Genomic DNA, 18,396 nt, shown 5'->3' on the forward strand with positions numbered 1-18,396 from the left:
CGAATGAATTCATCGAAATCAGATATACCTATGGCCAAAAAATACGTATTCTCATCGGAATCGGTTGCGGAAGGGCATCCGGACAAAGTTTCTGACTATATCTCAGACAGCGTTTTGGACGCTTGCCTCGCGCAGGACCGCAACAGCCGGGTTGCCTGCGAGACCTTGGTTAAGAGTAACCAGGTCGTATTAGCGGGAGAAATCTCGACCAAAGCGAAACTTAATTATGAAGAAATCGTTCGTCAGGCAATTCGTGAGATTGGATATGTGAATGACGATGACATCTTTCACGCTGATAAGGTTTTCATAACGAACAACCTGACTAGTCAGTCAGAGGATATTGCCCAAGGTGTAGACGCTAAGAAGGCAAAGGACAAGGACACCGCAGAGCAAGGCGCGGGTGACCAGGGAATCATGTTTGGCTATGCGTCAAACGAAACCAAAGAACTTATGCCGGCGGCAGTAATGTTTGCTCATCGGATTGGTCGCCAGATAGCGAAGATTCGTCATGCGGGTCGTCAAGCCAAGTGGCTTCGCCCCGATTGCAAGTCGCAGGTTTCGATTCGTTACGAAGGGGACAAGGCGATTGAGATCACGGCGGTTGTAATATCGACCCAACATACGGAGGACGTACGTCGCAAAGACATAGAGAAATTTATGATCGAGAAGGTCATCAAGAAATGCCTTCCGAAGAGTCTTCTCACTAAAAATACCCAATATTTGATCAATCCGACCGGGCGTTTCGTCATTGGCGGTCCCCAGGGCGATGCCGGATTAACCGGCCGCAAGATTATTGTAGATACCTACGGAGGATCCGGGCGTCACGGAGGGGGAGCTTTCTCAGGGAAAGACCCATCGAAAGTCGATCGTTCGGCAGCCTACATGTGCCGCTGGGTAGCTAAAAACATCGTCGCGGCCAAGCTTGCTGATCGAGCCGAGCTCCAAGTGGCGTATGCCATTGGTCATCCCGAACCGGTATCGATCACAGTGGATACATTCAAAACGGGCAAGGTAGACGAGGAAGTCATCGAAGCAGCGGTAAGCGAGGTATTCGATTTCAAGCCGGCTGGAATCGTCAGGCAGCTAAAACTGAAGCAGCCGATTTACCGTTCCACGACCAATTACGGTCACTTCGGGAAAGACCACCTTTCTTGGGAGCAAACAAATAAGGCGACTGCCCTCGCAAGAGCGGTTAAGAAATTTTCAAAGTAAAATATACCTATGAGCGATACACAAACACTTGATTACGTCACACAAAGACTAGATTATAAGGTAGCGGACATTTCGCTTGCGGATTTTGGCCGCAAAGAAATCGAAATTGCCGAGCATGAAATGCCCGGATTGGTGGCGATTCGAGAAAAGTACGCGGCGGAAAAACCGCTGCAAGGCGTACGGATTATGGGTTCTCTCCATATGACGGTCCAAACTGCCGTGCTGATAGAAACGCTCGTTGCGCTGGGAGCGGATGTGCGCTGGGTCAGCTGCAATATCTATTCGACGCAAGACCATGCGGCGGCAGCGATTGCGAAAGCGGGTGTTCCCGTTTTTGCTTGGAAAGGTGAGACTCTAGAAGAGTACTGGTGGTGTACGGATCAAGCACTGGCATTCCCAGGGGGGCTGGGTCCTCAGTTGATCGTTGATGATGGGGGCGATGCGACTCTTCTTATCCACAAGGGATTGGAACTTGAGAATGGTAGCGGCTGGGTGAATACAGAATCAGGATCTGAAGAGGAACAGGTGATTAAAGACCTACTCAAAAAGATACATGCCGGGAATCCTGGTCGCTGGGCAAAGGTTGTGGAAGAGTGGAAAGGTGTTTCCGAGGAAACGACCACCGGTGTTCACCGTCTTTACCAGATGATGGAGGAGGGGAAATTGCTCGTTCCTGCGATCAACGTAAACGACTCGGTTACCAAGTCAAAATTCGACAACCTTTACGGTTGCCGCGAATCGCTCATCGATGGCATCAAGCGGGCGACTGATGTGATGACCGGTGGTAAAGTGGCTGTAGTTTGCGGTTACGGTGATGTCGGGAAAGGTTGTGCTCAAGCCCTCGTAGGAATGGGAGCTCGCGTCATCGTGACAGAGATCGATCCGATATGTGCCTTGCAAGCCGCGATGGAGGGCTTTGAAGTTTGTCCAGTCGAGGAGACATTAGGCCGAGCGGATATTTATGTGACAACTACTGGCAACAAGGACATTATCCGAATTGAGCACATGGAGAAAATGAAGGATCAGGCAATTGTCTGTAACATTGGCCACTTTGATAACGAGATTGAGATCGACAAGCTGAACGCTTACGAGGGAATCAGTATCGATGTGATAAAGGATGAATCGCAAGGGGCGGTAGACAAATACACTTTCCCAAGTGGAAACAGCATCTACATGCTCGCCAAAGGCCGCCTCGTGAATTTGGGCTGTGCAACGGGACATCCATCTTTTGTGATGTCCAATTCGTTCGCGAATCAGACATTGGCTCAAATCGATCTTTGGAGAAACAAGGAAATCTACAATCCAGGCGTTTACTTGCTCTCCAAGGCTCTGGATGAAGAGGTCGCCCGTCTGCATTTGGAGAAGATCGGTGTCAAATTAACCAAGCTCACAGAAGAGCAGGCTAACTACATTGGAGTGGATGTTGAAGGGCCCTACAAACCGAGCCATTATCGGTATTAGTTGGCGTTTAGCGAGATCAGAGTTAGCGAAAATCCTTTGAAAAGGGGGTTGCTCAAGCTTTGTACGAGCTAAGGTATCTGCGGCTCGATTAGTTTCCACTTATCGCACAGATCGAGCCACTTTTTGAGACTATGGCTTATGTGCTTTTGTTCATGGACAATGAGGTAGAGCTTGCGGCTAAAGTTTCGTTCGGGGCAGTTGATCCGAACTAGCTCGCCACGCTTGAGTTCTTCTTCGAGCGATAGTTCGGAGAGACAACCAACCCCAATGTTATGTTTTACTGCTCGCTTGATCGCCTCTGTCTCGCGTAGCTCGAGTATAATATTCATTTCCGGTATCAGGCCGTGCATCGCTCTGTTGAAGTTTTGGCGTGTGCCTGATCCAAGCTCACGAAGTATCCACTTCGCGTCGAGCAAGTCTTGGTCGTTGACAGCCTTTTTGGATGCCAGAGGGTGTTTCGTGCTGCAGAACAAGTTTAGTCGATCGTCCCGCCACGGAGTTACGCATAGCTTGGTTTGATGAGACTCGCCCTCTATTAAACCCATATCTAGCTCATAGTTGAGCACTTGTTCGACGATATGCTCGGTATTGTTTATCTCTAATGAGATTGGTGCGTTAGGATACTTTCCCAGGTATTCGGATACCATTTGCAGTGCGAGGAAGTTGGCGATTGTTAATGTTGCTCCTATTTTAACGGGACTCGTCTCGTCAGAATGAATTAGGCTTTGCTCCAATTCGCCCGCCTCGGCCATCAGTCTCTCGGCTTTGGGCCTAAGCTGGTTTCCCTGCTCGTTCAAATGAAGCCGCTTTCCCATGCGGTCGAATAGCAGAGTATTAAAATGGGTCTCCAGATCCTTCAAGGCACTACTGGCTGCACTCTGCGACATTTGGAGTTGCTGAGCCGCCCGGGTCATGTTGCCCGTTTTGGCGATAGCGAGAAAGACCTCCAACTGGCGTAAAGTGAACTGCATAATTTTTACTCAAGAAGTGTAATGACCTAGCCTTGAAAAATTTGTGGCACATCGCACTTTTGGCGGGCGATCTAATTTAGTATTGTATGTTATTCCTAGTCCCAGAAATCGGTGGCACCTTGCTTCACTTCTTTTACAATGCCGGCACGGATCACGAAATCACCGAATTCTTCGTCGGGATTGCCCTCCTTCGACCAGCGCCCGATGAGCTCGTCGGTCTTCTCGAGGATTTCAGCGGTGGTTACGTTTTCCAAGAGCTGTTTGGGAACCCTGGTCCCCGCACGATTACCCCCGATATACATATTATAACGGCCTAAGGCTTTTCCGATTAGACCGAGTTCGGCCAGCATGGCACGTCCGCAACCGTTTGGGCAACCGGCTATACGCGTGACCAGATAGTTGTCTCCGATACCGTGCTTTTCCAGCATTGTTTCGATGTGATCGATAAACTCTGGAAGGTAGCGTTCGGCTTCAGCCATCGCTAAAGGGCAGGTCGGCATGGATACACAGGCCATGGCGCGTTGGCGCTGTTGAGTCGTCTCTGAGATCAACCCGTAATCGCGTGCGATTTTTTCAATGCCTCTCTTATCCCCTTTGGCCACCCCGGCGATAATCAGATTTTGGTTAGCGGTCAGCCTGAAATCGCCTTTGTGGATACGGGCGATCTCAGCTGCGCCTTTTTTCTTTTTTCCGATCAATCGCCCGTTTTCAATAAAAAGCGTTAAGTGATGTAGCCCTTCTTCACCTTGTATCCAACCGATGCGGTCACCGCGTTCAGTTAACTCATAGGGCCGAGTGGGCTCGAATTTGCGATCCATGCGGCTCTCAACCTCGGCCTTGAAGACTTCGAGGCCTACGCGTTCGATTGTGTATCTTGTTTTCGCGTTTTTTCTGTCGACGCGATTTCCCCAGTCGCGCTGTAGGGTGACAACCGCTACCGCGCAATCAAGCAGCTTTTCTACAGGAATATATCCGAAGTCATGCGCAGTAGTTGGATAGGTAGAAGGGGTACCGTGAACGAATGAAAGGCCACCGCCGAGGACTACATTGAAACCCGCTAGCGCTTTTCCTGTTTTATTTGCGACCGCGACAAAGTTCATGTCGTTGGCGTGTATATCGACATCGTTATGCGGTGGGATGATTACGGTCGTTTTGAACTTTCGAGGGAGGTAGTTCTTTCCTAAGATTGGTTCCTCATCCTGATAGTCATCTTCTGTTGAATGTCGTTTTTCGCCGTCTAGCCAGATTTCTGCATAAGCACGGGTTCTAGGTAGCAAATGCTCTGACAGTTTGGCTGCCCACTCGTAGGCTTCGCGATGAAGTTGGGACTCAACCGGGTTAGAAGAACATAAAACATTGCGGTTCACGTCGCCAGCGGTCGCTATGGAATCGAGCCCGAGATGATTCAACCATTTGTGCATCGGCTTGATTTTCTCCTTCAATACGCCGTGAAATTGGAAAGTCTGGCGATTTGTAATTCGAATACTCTGGTAATCCGAATTTTCTGTAGCGAACTCATCGATACCCAGCCATTGTGCCGGCTTTATGATTCCGCCAGGCAAACGGCAACGAAGCATCACGTTTTTGCGTGGTTCCAGCTTGCGAGCGACGAGATCGGGACGGATGTCGCGATCGTCTTGCGCATACATACCGTGAAAGCGGATGAGTTGAAAGTTATCGCCACGAAAACCGCCGCTAAGTTTGTCCTGCAGGTCATCCGCGATCGTTCCACGTAGAAAATTGCTGTCGCCTTTGAGGCGTTCGTTATCCGCGAGTTTCCCTTTAACGATGAGCTCTGGACTCTCTTCCTTTTCAGCTTTCTTCATTGTTTCTAGGTCGTAATGTGTTAATAGACGTCGCGTTGATAGCGATTTGCTTCGCGCAGCTCATTTAGGTATTCGACGGCATCATCCTCATCTTTTTTGCCCTGCTCTTTGATCACATCGAGGATTGCTTTTTCGACATCTTTGGCCATCCGTGAGGCATCGCCGCACACATAGATATGAGCACCTTTCTGGAGCCATTCCCAAAACTGCCGTGCATTTTCTCGGATCTTGTCTTGAACGTAAATTTTCTCTTCCCCGTCGCGTGACCACGCCAAAGAAAATTCGTGCAACAAACCTTGATCTCGGTATTCTATCCAATCGGTTTGGTAGAGGAAGTCGCCACGGAAATAACGGTTACCGAAGAATAACCAGTTTTTGCCTTGTGCGTTTTCAGCCCGGCGTTGCTGCATGAAGGCTCTGAAAGGTGCGATACCAGTGCCCGGGCCAATCATTATTAAGGGAGTATCATTATTTTGCGGCAGTCGGAAGTGGGGATTGGGCTCTACGAATACCTCAATTTCATCGCCTTCCTCGAGTCGACTGCAGAGGAGTCCTGAAGCGCTACCGCTGTGCTTTTTTTTATCGTGTTCGATGTCCACACGGGCAACGCAAAGGTGAACTTCCTCGCCCACTTCCTCTTGTGAAGAAGCGATTGAATATAAGCGAGGGGTGAGTGGCTTGAGGCCATCAAACAATCGCTGTGCATCCAATTCTTGGGGATAGTCGCGCATCAAACCGACAACTGGGGTCCAGGCCTGATAGCTTGCGAGCTTCTCTTTGTTGCCTATTAAAGCACTTAGATCCGTGCTATCCGCGGTGCTTGCATAATCGGAAATGAACTTAGGAGTGAGTTGGTTGAGGTCGGTTTGAAATGTAAGGGCCTGACGGATGCTGATAGCTCCCTGACTTGCCTCGATGTTCTCATCTCCCGAGAGACCGTTCAGCTCCAATACCTCATTGACAACCTCAGCGGTATTGCTCGTAAGCACACCCAGTGAGTCTCCCGCTTGGTATCTAAGGCCCGAGCCATCAAGATCGATTTCGACGTGGTTTACTATGCGAGTCGCATCGTCAGTCACGAGAGGAAGACTGTCCAACAAATTGGCGGTGAAAGGGTTTTCTTTGTTGAAGGCACTTGTAACAACAGCTTCTTCAGCTTGTACGGCAAGCGGAATAGAATTGCCTCCTGCGACCTCCTTCAACTTAGCAACGGTGTTTTCGATCCATGCATCTGTGACCGCTTGGTAATCGACATCGGCATCAACTCTGTCGAGCAGCCGATTGCCACCGAGCTCGCCTAATTTTGTATCAAAGTCGATGCCGCATTGGCAAAACTGTGGATAAGAGCTGTCTCCTAGTGCAACGACTGCAAAGCTGAGCCCATCAAGCTTTGGAGCTTTTTTGCTAAACAAATAGCTGTGTAAAGGCACCCCTTCTTCGGGGGGCTCCCCGTCGCCTTGGGTTGAGGTGGCGATGATCACGATGTCTTCCTTGGGGAGCTGGCGAGCCTTGTAGCTGCCCGCACTAACTAGATTTACTTCGAGTGACTCGGCTTCGAGCTTTCCGACCAGTTTCTTAGCAACTCCTGCCGCATTGCCGGAAGCAGAGGCTGATATGACTGTGATATGCCGCTTTTGTGCTGCCATGGATGAGACGCCGTTCAGCGAAGTAGCAGCATTTGCTTTTCGCTGACTCTCTGCCCAAAGGTAGCCAGCCAAAAAGGCTTGCTGCTCCTGCGTCAAAGTCGACAATTTTACGGTTAATTCCGACGGTATCGGCGGATCGAAGGGTGAGTCACTCATGGAAATCTTATTGGCCGGGAAATAATGATAATAACGGCGGTTTCGTTGCGATTACATTTAAGCTGATGCCAAGGCTAATCATTAAAAAAAAGCTAGCAAGGGTTTTAAATTAGTAAATCAGATTATTGTAATAAGTCTTATCTAAATAATCGATTTAGAGATATGGGAATTAGGATGGTGCCAAGAGTTAAGTAATGACGCCTTTCCATGTTTGGGATAAAGATTCACTTTACTTTAATTGGGCGGATAAGGGTCGACTGATGGGATGACGTTTTACAAGTGTATGTGACTCGCCGCTATTGGTTGCAGCTCAAAATGGAGATCGACCACGATTAGTGCATCCACTGCACTTGGTCTACCGAATTAACGCGGGGTGACTGTATCAATAAAGTTCCCCGCCTTTTTCACGATGAGGACTGCTTCGTTGAATCGAGCGGGTTGAGTGGGCCAGAGAACGAGTTCCCTCGAATTGTGCCTCGTTTTTCATTGAACCCTCGTATTGGGAAACCAAGTGTCGGCAGCTCATGACTCCCTTAGAAATCGCTTCCGAAACACTCGATAGACATATCGCCGGCAACCCCTATCCAGGGCGGGGTTTGATTATTGGGAAATCGCTGGGCGATTCCCACTGGCAGCAGGTTTACTTTATCATGGGGAGAAGCCCAAACAGTCGCAATCGGCAGTTCGCTGCAGAAGCGAGTGTCCTAGAGACCCGTCCGTTTGATGAGTCGAAGGTGGAGGACCCATCGCTCATTATCTATGAGGCCATGCTTGAGTATCGGAAAGCGTTTATGGTGAGTAATGGTGAGCAAACGCGAACGCTTCATGATGGCTGGTCCAATGGACAATCGATGAAAGAGGCCCTGAGCCAGCGAGAACGCGAGCCTGACGCACCCAACTACACCCCTAGAATTACGGGTATGCTCGATTTCTCAAATGGATCGCCTGAAATCGGATTGAGCATCCTGAAAGCAAATAAGACGAATTCGGAATACACAGATCGGCATTACTTTTACCCGAGTCCGCCGTCTGCTGGGATCGGGTATGGACTGACCACATACATGGGTGATGGAAATCCGCTACCAACGTTTGTCGGAGATCCGCTTTTGTTTCCTATCGGGGCGACTCCGGAGGATACCTTGGATCGGTATTGGGATGCTCTGAACGAGGATAATCGAATCTCGATCTCGGTCAAAGAGATCGCGGTAGACGGGTCGACCTCAAGAATAGTTATTCGCAACAAGTACGTTTAGAGAGAGGTATCCCGAATTCTCAACTCGCTTTAGATCGAAATAATTTATCTCAAAACGTATCCAATACTTTGGGTTGAATAGGTTTTTCCATTTTGATCGGTAGACCACAAACTCCGAGTTTTTGTTTTTCAGATGGGAGTCTGGCCTTCCTATTCGATTTCGAAATCGGCAATACCGTGTGATTCCGCGTTTCGGGATGCATATTCCGCTGCCAGTCGAACGGTTTCCACTATGCCTGTTTCGGGATGGTTGACAATTCCGTTTAGCAAGGTTGCAAAGAATACGTCGCCGCAGCCTATGGGAGAGACGCATTTGGTGAGTCTAGGCTGAATACTGACGCAAGATTCATTTTTGATTTTGATCCAAATCGGGTTCTCTCCATCGGTAATGATCCATTGAGGACAGTCGCACGTGGCCTCGATTTGGTCCAATAGTGAATCTGTGGGCGAATCGCTTACATCATGGTCGAAGAACATTTCCAGTTCATCCCGATTGATCTTCGCTAAAGCAGGGGATTGCTGGACGAAACCTTTGAGTCCTGGGCCATAGGTGTCTACTGCCAATTCGACGAATTCTTCTCTTCGGCTGAGCCAATCTCTAAGAGGGTCCCAAGTCTCAGAGTCCCAATTGGGAAAGACGCCGCAAACCGCTAATAGATAGGGCCTGTCTAGTTTAGACAGGTATTCAACGCAATCGTGCACGGCTCGTTTGGAAACCTGGCAGTCTAACCCGAGGATGGAGATTTCTTTGCTCCCAGGTGATCGAATGATCGAACCGGATCGCGTCACGCAGTCAGTTGTGAACGCCTGGAATGGAATGTTTTCCGCTTCAAGCGATTTTGTGCACGACGGCCCGAACGATCCGCCTGGAAAACAGACTGCAGTTGTTTCGGCATCGAGGTGTTGAAGCATCTTAGAGACGTTTATTCCTTTTCCTCCCACTTGAAAACGTTCTTTGGTAGCTCTGCTTGTTTTGCCCGGTCCACAATCGCCCACGTAGTAGGTTGTCTCCGCTACGAGGTTGGCTGTGAGCGTTACGATTGGCATTTTTGAATGGGAGAGGCTCATTGTGGCAAAATCTATTTGAGAAAGGGAAAGGAATTAGAATGGTGGCCAAGATGAGAAAGCTTGTCGAAGCAGATTTTAATTCACGTGATACCCTGATGTTGGCCCGGGGACTATTGGGGAAACATCTCGTAATTCGCTCGGAGGACCGAGAGCTTTCTCATATAATCACGGAAGTCGAAGCCTATGACGGACCGGAGGACTTGGCCTGCCACGCTAGCAAAGGCAGAACGCTTCGCACCGAGCCTCTTTTTGGGTCTCCAGGGTGCTGGTATGTCTACCTCTGCTATGGGATGCATGAGATGCTCAACTTAGTCACAGGCCCGGTTGACTATCCGGCGGCGATCTTGATCCGAGGACTGGACGCGGTTTCGGGCCCTGGCAGGCTGACCAAGCGATTGGGAGTGGGTCGCCGTTTCAACTCGATGCCGGCGAACACTGAAACCGGAATGTGGCTTGTGGACCGAGGACTTCCGGTTGAAGAGGCCAGCGTCCGGGCGACTCCCCGAATTGGCGTTGACTACGCGGGAGAGGATTGGGCGAATCGGCCCTATCGGTTTGTTCTAGAACATTAGTTCGAGCTAGACTGAGCCAAGATCGGGATATCGTTTAATGTGAACGCCTCGAGCCGCATGGATGCGGTACCGATGGACGTTTTAACGTCGAGTCGTAAGGGAATGCGGCGATCGTCGGCAGATACCCAAACAGCCATTTTACCTCCCTCTCTGAAGATCTTGCTCTGAGGATAGGCGGATACCGGCTCCACGCGAAAGGCCTTGATCTTCCCAAATTGGGTGGTGATGGTTTCGGTTCCTTTAGCTTCCATTTCAATCAGGTAGAAGCGGCCGTTCGAGCTGATGAAAAGTGGATAAATACTCCCTTTCTCCAGTTTCCATCCACGAATTTGGAGAATGGCAGAGGAGTAGTCAAGGGGTGCCGCGTAGGGTAAATCTTTGATCTGGTTCTTTTCCGGTCTCAGTTTATCTACGTGATTCATTTTCCCGGTCTCAAAGTTGAAACGGGTGATGGTTTCCTTTTCGTTGGATTGGCCCTCGTCGGTGACTCTGTTTTCGAGAATTCGTCCCTCCGTCGAATCAAGAAGGGTATAGCCCTTAAGCATGAGGGGAAAGACGGCCTTTATGAGACCTGTTGTGCGGGCTTCCGTTTTTACCTCCAGTAACGAAGGGTTTGAATGGTTAGGGTCTTCGGTAGAAATTACGATTTCCGCTACCTTTCGAAAAATTCCCCATTGTCCTCGAAACTGGAAGCGCTCCCCTGTATTGAATCCGTCGGAAGTTTTTTTTGAGTCAGGAAACTCGCGTTCGGGCCAAACGATTTCCTTTGGCAGTTTGGCTTCTGTGTCTTCCCTGATCTCGTTCGGGTTGATTGCGAATGAACTGGTGGAGAAAACCGATAGTAGGAGACACGCAATGAACCCGCATTTTGCATTCAAATGAGGTTTAAGGAGCGAAATTTGGAATCTTCTCTCAAGCATCGAGACTTATTGGATCGACTAGGTTTGTCGTGAATGAAGTTTCTGATCAATGCTGGAAACAGCGATATCGCTTATTTCAGCGAATACCAGGAAGGTTGCAAAGACAACGGATCATACCTTTTAGTTGCATCCTTTATAATCAAACCGTCATTTCCTCGATTTTGGGAGTCTCGGAGCAGTGATGGCAGCTTATCTGTGGAATCGACTTTCTGGACAGGAGAGATCCGGAGCCGGAGATTCACGGAAAAGGTGTCTAGCTCCCGCCTTCGACGGTTTAGAGGAAGGTCGAGAAGGGTGTCCCCATTGCACCAAAAAAGATCGAACAACCAGAGAAGTGTATCGACATCCTCCCCGATGAAAAGATCCTCGACCGGCCGGTTCAGGCGCATTTCCAAGTCGCTGTAAGGAAGCGGGCGCTCTTTTTTCCACGCAACCAGTGTGCCGTCTGCAATATAGTCCTGTGGGATCAAACGGGCTGATTCGGCAATCTCAGGAAACTGGTGGGTGATGCGCTTTCCCTCTGCGTCGAATAGCTCGACTCGATCGTCCACTTTATGGATTTGGCACCGTAGCCCATCGTGAAGCTCCTCGACCCAAATCGGCGACTGAAACTGGGATAGAAACTCGAAGTCCATATCCTCCTTTGCCGGCTTTTCCAGTTTCAGAGGAAAGAACAGTTGCAAAGGGATGTAGTCGAGCATGCGGTCGATCGTCGCGTTCGCAACGCGATTGAGGTCGGCACAGCGTAGATTGGCTCGCCGAACCGCTTCGATGGGTGCTTCGAACCGCTTGGCCAAGCCCTCCTCTATGACGGACTCTTCGATGGCATTTCCCCGGTTGGAGAGCACGAGGTCAGAAAGCGATTTTCCCTCCCGAGGATCTAGTTTTCGATAGGCTTCGGACAGAAGGGAATGCTGAAAAACGGGGTTGGGCGACTTCTCCAAAGTATCGAAGAGAACGCGAAAATTTTCGAGTGTCTGCCCGATTTGCGGGTTTGGGTTGAGGAGTGATAGTAAGGCGGCCCAGGGATCGGCCTCGTGTTGGCGGACCCGTTTGTAGTCGGTCTCGTTTGCGTTCGCGGCGAAGAGGATTGCCTGGCGATTGGTTTTGGTGGTGATGGTGAGGCTCCGCTGGGAGGCCCGGGCAAATGCGTGTCCAGACAGGAGTAGGGCGGCGATGGCAACATCCGTTGGGCCAAGATTGGCAAAATACTCACTGACGATTTCTACCTTTCGCGTGTGGCTCTCGGCTTTGACGGCATTTTCTTTTGCATTGGTAAAGCTCGAGATCGAATGCGGCGATACATTGGGGTGGCTCTCGGGCTCAGAGGTGCGGGGTTTCGACTTTGGAGGTGGATTGATTGGCAACTCCAACCCCAGCTGGTTCTGGGCACCCAATTCGAGGGCATTGATACCGCGATCCCGCAAGGTCTGGGCAAACTCCTGGGCGAAACCGTGAGTTGTGTAGACGATCTTTGGGTCCACACGAGCGACGAATTCGAGCAAATCCAGAAAGTCCGCGTGGTCCGAAAGGGGAAAGGCCCGATCGGAGCCTTTAGAGTGGTGGCGATATGAGTCCAGAGCCCAGCCCGAAAGCATCGCGGTACGGTGGTTGCGGATTCCGGTTAGCCATTTCGAGTCTTTTGGAAGAGGAGGCGAGATAACGACGCATTCTTTAGCCTTTTCATATCTGAATTCTGAGTACGCAGGAAACGTAAAACCGATTTCCTCGCATGCCTGAGTCATCTTCAGTACTTGTGGATGCAGGAGGATTTTCAGACCACTGCCTTCAAGGCATTTCAACGCCTCTTGAGCTTTTCCCAGGCTGTATCCGAAAAGCACGGGAACGTGATCATCATCTATCGTTTCATGGCAGAATTGCAGGATCTCCTTCTTGACCTCGGAAATAGGTGGAAAAGCGTATTTAGGAACGCCATACGTAGTTTCAATAATCAATGTATCTGTTTTGGGTACGATGCACGCCTCTGCGGTTAGATTGGGCCCAAGCTTAAAGTCGCCCGTATAGAGGAGCGTCTCACCTTTTTTTTCAAGAAGTAGCATAGACGACCCTGGTATGTGGCCTGCGGGATAGAGCGCTCCCTTTACATTAGGGCTGATCTCGAAAGGTTCCTGGAATCCATAGGTTTTCCACTTCCGCTTTCCCGGCATGCGGGCTTTCAGTAAGCGGGCAGTTCCTTCTGAGCAGAGCACCGAAGGGTGATTGCCAAAATGGTCGAAGTGGGCGTGGGAAATGAAAACGTTTGAAGCGGGCTTCCGCGCGTCCAGATGCCAGTCGATTTCGGGCAGGAAAATCCCGTTCTTTTTCTCAACGACCCAACTCATACTGTGCTAGACGCCACGTCGATCGAGGCTGAGTCGTCCAGGACCGATGAATACAATTGAAAGTAGAGTAAGGTTGACCTGAGCGTACACTACCATGACGTTGTCGATTTCGGGGCTGTGGATAATTAAATTAGCCAGAGCAAAGCCGACGATGGCGGAAAGGAGCAGCCCGATTCCCCGGGTGAATATTCCCAGAATGAGGAATAATCCACCGACCGACTGAATCACCACGGATGCGATCCCAAAAACGAGGTGGAAGTACGTTATCCCGATCAGAGAAACGGCGCTTCCAATTCTTTCCCAGCTGTCTGGACCTTCCGCCCAAAGCGGGAAGCCGTGGTAGGCGATGAGACCGCCAACTCCAATGCGCAGGATTAAAACACCAAAAAAATCGAATCTGCTTAAGCCAGTAAGGGCAACCTTCATAGGGAAATCGCTTGTGATTAGTCCGAAGGATAGACCAAACCCTCCCGAAAGAGCAATGGATTAAAAGTCCAACGGGTATTTACATTAACAAAAGTAGGTTGCTCTGACGTAGGGGATCGCAATTGACCGCTTTCGCATTAGGCGAGACGGCTCCTGAGCCAGTACGGCAATTCCGATCTTTTCGCAGATGAAGCAGGTTCGTTTGCGGGTACGATATTGGCCTTAAGCCGGATTTCCCCTATCTCACTACTCTTCCCGAGCCACCGCTATTCAACAGGGATTCTACTTCGGCGCGGGTAGAGAAATTATAGTCGCCGTAGATCGAGTGAGCCAAACAAGAGGAGGCCACGGCAAAGGCGATGGCCGTTTGCGGTTCGCGAAGCTTTGGGTCGTTGAAAGCGAAAATCAGTCCGGCCCCGAAGGCGTCACCCCCGCCGACACGATCCACGATGTTACGGATCTCATAAGGCTGATAGTCGCTTCCTTCAATAGGGGCAAAGTAGGAATAATCGGAACTGGTGTCGTAGAGCATCGCTCCCCAGTTGTTGTGTGAAGCGGAGATGCTTTCGCGCAAAGTGATGGCAACTTTAGATAGGTTTGGGAATTGACTGACGATCTCACGCGCTACGCCGGTGTACTTGCTGGCGTCGATCTTGCCTGAGTGCACATCTGTGTTTTCCGCATGGATACCAAGAACGTCGGAGGCATCCTCTTCATTGCCAATGACGACGTCAACGTAGGGAAGCAAGCGAGACATGGTTTCGCAGGCAAGTTCGGTTGACGAAAGAGTGGGGTTCCACTTCCAGAGTTTTTTGCGAAAATTGAGATCGCAGGAGACCGTGAGCCCGGCCGCTTTTGCGTTCTTAACGGACTGGATCGTCGCTTCGGCTGATTCCTCGGACAATGAGGGAGTGATTCCGGTAGTGTGAAACCATCCAGCTCCATCAAAGATCGAATCCCAGTCGTAGGCCGATGCGGGGGCCATACTGACAGAGGAGTACTCACGGTCGTAAATCACGCGACTCGGGCGTTGATTGGCCCCCGCTTCTACGAAGTAAAGACCGAGTCGTCCCGATTTGCTCAATACGATTTCCGAAGTGTCTACGTCGAGTCCGCGCAGGTTGGATATTAGAGCTTGGGTGACGTCGTTATTGGGAATTGCAGTGACGAATCGAGCGTCTCCACCTAGCATTGAAATAGAGGCAGCGACATTGGCTTCTGCTCCGGCGAAGGTGAGGTTGAGATCACCGGGAAGTGACTGACGGAAACGTTTAAAGCCAGGAGGGCAAAAGCGGCCCATGATTTCACCGAAGGTTACGATCGTTTTCATATAATTGATTGGATTGAGGTATTGTACTCATGAAGGACGCAGGATTCACAGCTATTTTTTGAAACTGAATTTTGAATACTTGATCGTGGTCGTTTGGTCTTAGATCCTGTCGTCTGTAGGAAGTGTTCTTCGTGGGAGAAAAATTATCCACGGACACTGTCTGCATTTTGACGAGCTTCACGGGCGTTGGCTTCGATCTGGTTCCAGTCTTGAGCTGCAATGAGTTCACGCTTAGCAATCCAGGAACCACCGATCGCTGAGATAAGCGGGGAAGCGAGATAGTCTCTCATGTTTGTCGCATTGAGCCCACCGAGGGGAATGAAATCAATGTTGAGGTGCTGGTAGGGGGCGGCCATGTTTTTAAGATGGCTTAATCCACCGGCGGTTTCTGCGGGAAAAAACTTGAGAGTTCGGCAGCCGAGCTCGATGCCTTGCTCAATGTCACTAGGGGTTACGATTCCCGGTCCGAAGGGCAGGCCCTTGTTCTGAGCGTACTCGACGACTTTACGATTGAGGCCAGGAGCAACTCCAAAGGCGGCTCCCGCGGCGACGACTTCGTCGACCTGCCCTTTGGTAAGTATGGTGCCGATTCCAGCGAGCATCTCGGGGACATCTTCGCGAATCGCTCTGAGAGCACCAAGAGCCGCATCGGTTCGGAGGGTCAACTCCATGGCGTCAATGCCACCCCTTAGTAAAGCGCGTGCGAGCGCCACGGCATTGGCCGCATCGTCAATTACGAGCACCGCGATGATGGCAGACTTCTTTATCTTTTGATTTAGTTCCGTGGGAAACATATTTGAAGAGGCTATTGATTTATTGGCTCGCTGATTCGATATTGAGAGGTTGCCCGCTACCTTAAAATTACTCAGGATCAGTATTTGCTTGTCAGTATAGTTGACAAGTAAGACAGTAATGCAGACACTCTGGCTATCGCTGTCGATATGTCAATGGAAACCAAAGGTTTGGCGACATCACTTTTCAAGGCGCTCGATACGCTCAATCTACTGAGTGGCTGTTCGGACGGTGCTCTGATTGGGGAAGTCGTCTCGGAAATGGGCCTTCCGCGTAGCAGCCTGATCCGCATTTTAGATAGTCTGATGCACTATGGGCTAGTTGAGCGTAATTTGGAGCGGCGGTATCGTGTGACCTCGAAGTTTCGGGATTGGCGGTCGGAGGACCGGGACGAAAAGCTCGTATCAAAATACCGGCCCTTACTAAGAAAGATCGCTGACGAGGTGGGTGAAATGGCGGTCTTGGGCCGGCTACAGGGAAGGAGGATCTTCCATCTTCATTACGAGGAGCCCGATTGCCGCGTTCGCGTAGTGCCACCGGTGGGAAGGGCTTTTGCCATTGAGAAGATGGCGATGGGCAAACTAGCCTTAAGCCAGCGTCCGGACCTGATTCCGGAAGGGGGTTCCAACGAACTTCGCAAGGAAATCGCTCGGGCGGGAAAAGATGGATTTTCCTGGAATCGAAGTGAGTCAGAAGAGGGCATCATTGCTTGGGGTGCCTGGCTGGAAGATCCATCGCCGCTGTCTCCGATGATTGCGGTCACTTGGCCGTCTTTCCGATATTCGGACAAAGGCCTGGCTCAGGTTGAAAGGCTTCTGGCCACAAGCCTTTAGCCGATTCCCGAAAGGCCTGAGCCTGGGCGAGCTCTTCTGGACTAATGAGGGTTTCGACGTGTGCGAGCAGTTGTTTCAGCTTGTCCGTAGCGTTGTAAAGCTGCTCGTCCTGTCCGTTCCACATAAACGAGTGAACCGCTTTGGAAAGTTTTCCGAGGGATCGCGAAGCCGCGATGAAACGAGCTGCTCGTTGCCTTTCGTGTTCCGGGAGAACGGTCGAGGTCTGGTCAAGGGTATTGCGAAAGCCTTCCATTACTTTGAAAAGATCCTCGTACCTTTTGTGTCCCGCGAGAAATTTGATTTGCTCTTGGGATTTTATGATACTCGCAAAAAAAGCTCCGATCGGAGGTCTTTGCTCGCTCGATTGAACGGATTGGAGAAAGGCCTCATCGCTGGCCTTAGTGGTGCGAGACTCCTCGCTGGCGAAAGTCAATTGAGCCAGGCAGGGCCCACAGGCAATTGCGTTGAAAGGGGGAAAATTGGAGGTGCTTCAGGGGTGGTGCTACTCATTCAGTAGGTGAATCGGAGAAGCTGAAAAAGGCTTAATAGTATTCAATGTGAATTGGGTTAATTTCGTAGATTGCTTAGGAGTTTTGGCGGAAGCGACGATTATTGCGTAGGGTGATTTCAGGTGGCATCCGTAAAACCACGTACACAGTTTCATAAATCCGAGCCAAACGACTTTCGATAGGCCAGAGGAGACGCACCTTTCCTTTTGGAGAACTGGCGGGTGAAGTAGTTGCTGTCGTTGAAACCCACCTCGAACGCGATTTGAGACACGGTCAGCCTAGAGTTGCGAAGAAGGCGCATCGCATTTTGTAGCCTGAGCTGGATCAGGTATTCGAAGGGCGGCAAGCCAGTCGCTTTGGTAAAAGTGCGCATGAAATGGCTGCGGGACAAGCGAGACATCTCAATGAAATCATCCAACTTCCAGTCCCGGGCGCAATTCTGCTCCATACTGCTAATGACGGAACCCACTCGAAGCAGGGCGGCCGAGCGATTGGACTCCGATTGGGTTTCCTGGTAGGATCGAGAGAGAAAGACCACCAGATCTATGAGTTTACCGAGCAAGGCGGATTCGTATCCGTCTCTTCGGTGTTCCACTTCCCCAACCATTTCTAGGGCGATTCGCTCAGCCCGAGAAAGGGATAGTCGCTCAAGGTGCAGTCGGCTAGAGAAACGGTGTTGCTTCCTGAATACGGGCTCCAAAAGAAAGAGGGCGCAGTATCCCGGAATCTTAAGGAGGCGATTCTCTGGCAGCTCGATCTGCTCGGGATCGTACATGACATTGATCATTTCGAGTCGATCCCGATTGTGGAAGTAGTGGTCCTGCATTCCCTGAAGTAAAAAGACATCGCCAGCGACGACGGGGAACTCATCACCATTGAGCCAGTGCTGAGCGGTTCCGCCCACAATGAGGACGAGCTCACAAAAGTCGTGGGCATGCTTAACCTCAGTCAGATCGTGCTCGTGTGAGGGTTCTTTCGAGGAGGAAGTGATGACTTGCCTGGCCGTAATGGGGTAGGCCGCGTCTTCAAAGTAGTTTCTTCCTTCGGCTAGGATTCCGGTCATTCGATGTTCCTTTGAAA

16 protein-coding genes are annotated in these 18,396 nt (G+C 50.5%); 5 read left to right on the top strand and 11 right to left on the bottom strand.

All coding sequences use genetic code 11. The annotated features are described in order from the left end of the window. Nucleotides 1-30 precede the first annotated feature (30 nt). Nucleotides 31-1,212 (top strand): methionine adenosyltransferase, encoded by a 1,182-nt coding sequence (gene metK / locus GA004_RS04105; RefSeq protein ID WP_283396029.1) that lies wholly within the window; start codon nucleotides 31-33, stop codon nucleotides 1,210-1,212. Between the two features lie 9 nt (nucleotides 1,213-1,221). Beyond that, nucleotides 1,222-2,673, top strand: a complete 1,452-nt coding sequence (gene ahcY, locus GA004_RS04110) for an adenosylhomocysteinase (RefSeq protein ID WP_283396030.1) — start codon at nucleotides 1,222-1,224, stop codon at nucleotides 2,671-2,673. Between the two features lie 68 nt (nucleotides 2,674-2,741). On the opposite strand, the gene GA004_RS04115 is transcribed toward ahcY, so the two are convergent. The 3 genes from GA004_RS04115 to GA004_RS04125 form a co-directional block, all read right to left on the bottom strand. Then, complete coding sequence (locus GA004_RS04115) at nucleotides 2,742-3,644, bottom strand: LysR family transcriptional regulator (protein WP_283396031.1); 903 nt, start codon at nucleotides 3,642-3,644, stop codon at nucleotides 2,742-2,744. A 95-nt stretch (nucleotides 3,645-3,739) separates the two neighbouring features. Then, nucleotides 3,740-5,470, bottom strand: coding sequence for an assimilatory sulfite reductase (NADPH) hemoprotein subunit (cysI, locus tag GA004_RS04120; protein ID WP_283396032.1), 1,731 nt, complete (start codon nucleotides 5,468-5,470; stop codon nucleotides 3,740-3,742). A 20-nt stretch (nucleotides 5,471-5,490) separates the two neighbouring features. Then, entirely contained in the window at nucleotides 5,491-7,272 is a 1,782-nt protein-coding gene (locus GA004_RS04125) for an assimilatory sulfite reductase (NADPH) flavoprotein subunit (protein ID WP_283396033.1), read from the bottom strand. A gap of 524 nt (nucleotides 7,273-7,796) precedes the next feature. Here GA004_RS04125 and GA004_RS04130 point away from each other — a divergent pair. Beyond that, nucleotides 7,797-8,525: an IMP cyclohydrolase gene (locus GA004_RS04130; RefSeq protein ID WP_283396034.1), complete on the top strand. Its 729-nt coding sequence runs from the start codon at nucleotides 7,797-7,799 to the stop codon at nucleotides 8,523-8,525. Between the two features lie 149 nt (nucleotides 8,526-8,674). Here the strand turns inward: GA004_RS04130 and GA004_RS04135 are convergent, their stop codons facing one another. Further along, complete coding sequence (locus GA004_RS04135; RefSeq protein ID WP_283396035.1) at nucleotides 8,675-9,592, bottom strand: PfkB family carbohydrate kinase; 918 nt, start codon at nucleotides 9,590-9,592, stop codon at nucleotides 8,675-8,677. A gap of 50 nt (nucleotides 9,593-9,642) precedes the next feature. Here GA004_RS04135 and GA004_RS04140 point away from each other — a divergent pair, with 50 nt between their 5' ends. Beyond that, nucleotides 9,643-10,164: a DNA-3-methyladenine glycosylase gene (locus tag GA004_RS04140; protein ID WP_283396036.1), complete on the top strand. Its 522-nt coding sequence runs from the start codon at nucleotides 9,643-9,645 to the stop codon at nucleotides 10,162-10,164. Here GA004_RS04140 and GA004_RS04145 read toward each other — a convergent pair. From GA004_RS04145 to eda, 5 genes are all read right to left on the bottom strand, one after another. Then, nucleotides 10,161-11,084: a DUF3108 domain-containing protein gene (locus tag GA004_RS04145; RefSeq protein ID WP_283396037.1), complete on the bottom strand. Its 924-nt coding sequence runs from the start codon at nucleotides 11,082-11,084 to the stop codon at nucleotides 10,161-10,163. The genes GA004_RS04140 and GA004_RS04145 overlap by 4 nt on opposite strands. 71 nt (nucleotides 11,085-11,155) lie before the next feature. Then, complete coding sequence (locus GA004_RS04150; RefSeq protein ID WP_283396038.1) at nucleotides 11,156-13,426, bottom strand: ATP-dependent DNA ligase; 2,271 nt, start codon at nucleotides 13,424-13,426, stop codon at nucleotides 11,156-11,158. A 6-nt stretch (nucleotides 13,427-13,432) separates the two neighbouring features. Further along, nucleotides 13,433-13,852 (bottom strand): DoxX family protein, encoded by a 420-nt coding sequence (locus GA004_RS04155; protein ID WP_283396039.1) that lies wholly within the window; start codon nucleotides 13,850-13,852, stop codon nucleotides 13,433-13,435. A gap of 238 nt (nucleotides 13,853-14,090) precedes the next feature. Further along, on the bottom strand, nucleotides 14,091-15,182 hold the full coding sequence (locus tag GA004_RS04160) for a sugar kinase (RefSeq protein ID WP_283396040.1): 1,092 nt from the start codon (nucleotides 15,180-15,182) through the stop codon (nucleotides 14,091-14,093). A gap of 143 nt (nucleotides 15,183-15,325) precedes the next feature. Continuing rightward, nucleotides 15,326-15,976, bottom strand: coding sequence for a bifunctional 4-hydroxy-2-oxoglutarate aldolase/2-dehydro-3-deoxy-phosphogluconate aldolase (eda, locus tag GA004_RS04165; protein ID WP_283396041.1), 651 nt, complete (start codon nucleotides 15,974-15,976; stop codon nucleotides 15,326-15,328). 147 nt (nucleotides 15,977-16,123) lie between these two features. Between eda and GA004_RS04170 the strand changes: the two genes are divergently transcribed. Next, nucleotides 16,124-16,807: an IclR family transcriptional regulator gene (locus GA004_RS04170; protein WP_283396042.1), complete on the top strand. Its 684-nt coding sequence runs from the start codon at nucleotides 16,124-16,126 to the stop codon at nucleotides 16,805-16,807. Here GA004_RS04170 and GA004_RS04175 read toward each other — a convergent pair. Together GA004_RS04175 and GA004_RS04180 are read right to left on the bottom strand one after the other, a co-directional pair. Further along, nucleotides 16,734-17,240: a hypothetical protein gene (locus GA004_RS04175; RefSeq protein WP_283396043.1), complete on the bottom strand. Its 507-nt coding sequence runs from the start codon at nucleotides 17,238-17,240 to the stop codon at nucleotides 16,734-16,736. The genes GA004_RS04170 and GA004_RS04175 overlap by 74 nt on opposite strands. 227 nt (nucleotides 17,241-17,467) lie before the next feature. Next, on the bottom strand, nucleotides 17,468-18,379 hold the full coding sequence (locus tag GA004_RS04180) for a helix-turn-helix domain-containing protein (RefSeq protein ID WP_283396044.1): 912 nt from the start codon (nucleotides 18,377-18,379) through the stop codon (nucleotides 17,468-17,470). Nucleotides 18,380-18,396: the final 17 nt, after the last annotated feature.

This window comes from Candidatus Pelagisphaera phototrophica (assembly GCF_014529625.1).
Classification (GTDB): domain Bacteria; phylum Verrucomicrobiota; class Verrucomicrobiia; order Opitutales; family Opitutaceae; genus Pelagisphaera; species Pelagisphaera phototrophica.

What these genes read in the sequence shown, in the direction of transcription:
- GA004_RS04130 (WP_283396034.1), top strand. Translation starts at nt 7,797, where the DNA reads ATGACTCCCTTAGAAATCGCTTCCGAAACACTCGATAGACATATCGCC.
- eda (WP_283396041.1), bottom strand. Translation starts at nt 15,976, where the DNA reads ATGTTTCCCACGGAACTAAATCAAAAGATAAAGAAGTCTGCCATCATC.
- cysI (WP_283396032.1), bottom strand. Translation starts at nt 5,470, where the DNA reads ATGAAGAAAGCTGAAAAGGAAGAGAGTCCAGAGCTCATCGTTAAAGGG.
- ahcY (WP_283396030.1), top strand. Translation starts at nt 1,222, where the DNA reads ATGAGCGATACACAAACACTTGATTACGTCACACAAAGACTAGATTAT.
- GA004_RS04125 (WP_283396033.1), bottom strand. Translation starts at nt 7,272, where the DNA reads ATGAGTGACTCACCCTTCGATCCGCCGATACCGTCGGAATTAACCGTA.
- GA004_RS04150 (WP_283396038.1), bottom strand. Translation starts at nt 13,426, where the DNA reads ATGAGTTGGGTCGTTGAGAAAAAGAACGGGATTTTCCTGCCCGAAATC.
- GA004_RS04115 (WP_283396031.1), bottom strand. Translation starts at nt 3,644, where the DNA reads ATGCAGTTCACTTTACGCCAGTTGGAGGTCTTTCTCGCTATCGCCAAA.
- GA004_RS04155 (WP_283396039.1), bottom strand. Translation starts at nt 13,852, where the DNA reads ATGAAGGTTGCCCTTACTGGCTTAAGCAGATTCGATTTTTTTGGTGTT.
- GA004_RS04160 (WP_283396040.1), bottom strand. Translation starts at nt 15,182, where the DNA reads ATGAAAACGATCGTAACCTTCGGTGAAATCATGGGCCGCTTTTGCCCT.
- GA004_RS04170 (WP_283396042.1), top strand. Translation starts at nt 16,124, where the DNA reads ATGTCAATGGAAACCAAAGGTTTGGCGACATCACTTTTCAAGGCGCTC.
- metK (WP_283396029.1), top strand. Translation starts at nt 31, where the DNA reads ATGGCCAAAAAATACGTATTCTCATCGGAATCGGTTGCGGAAGGGCAT.
- GA004_RS04135 (WP_283396035.1), bottom strand. Translation starts at nt 9,592, where the DNA reads ATGAGCCTCTCCCATTCAAAAATGCCAATCGTAACGCTCACAGCCAAC.
- GA004_RS04145 (WP_283396037.1), bottom strand. Translation starts at nt 11,084, where the DNA reads ATGCTTGAGAGAAGATTCCAAATTTCGCTCCTTAAACCTCATTTGAAT.
- GA004_RS04180 (WP_283396044.1), bottom strand. Translation starts at nt 18,379, where the DNA reads ATGACCGGAATCCTAGCCGAAGGAAGAAACTACTTTGAAGACGCGGCC.
- GA004_RS04140 (WP_283396036.1), top strand. Translation starts at nt 9,643, where the DNA reads ATGAGAAAGCTTGTCGAAGCAGATTTTAATTCACGTGATACCCTGATG.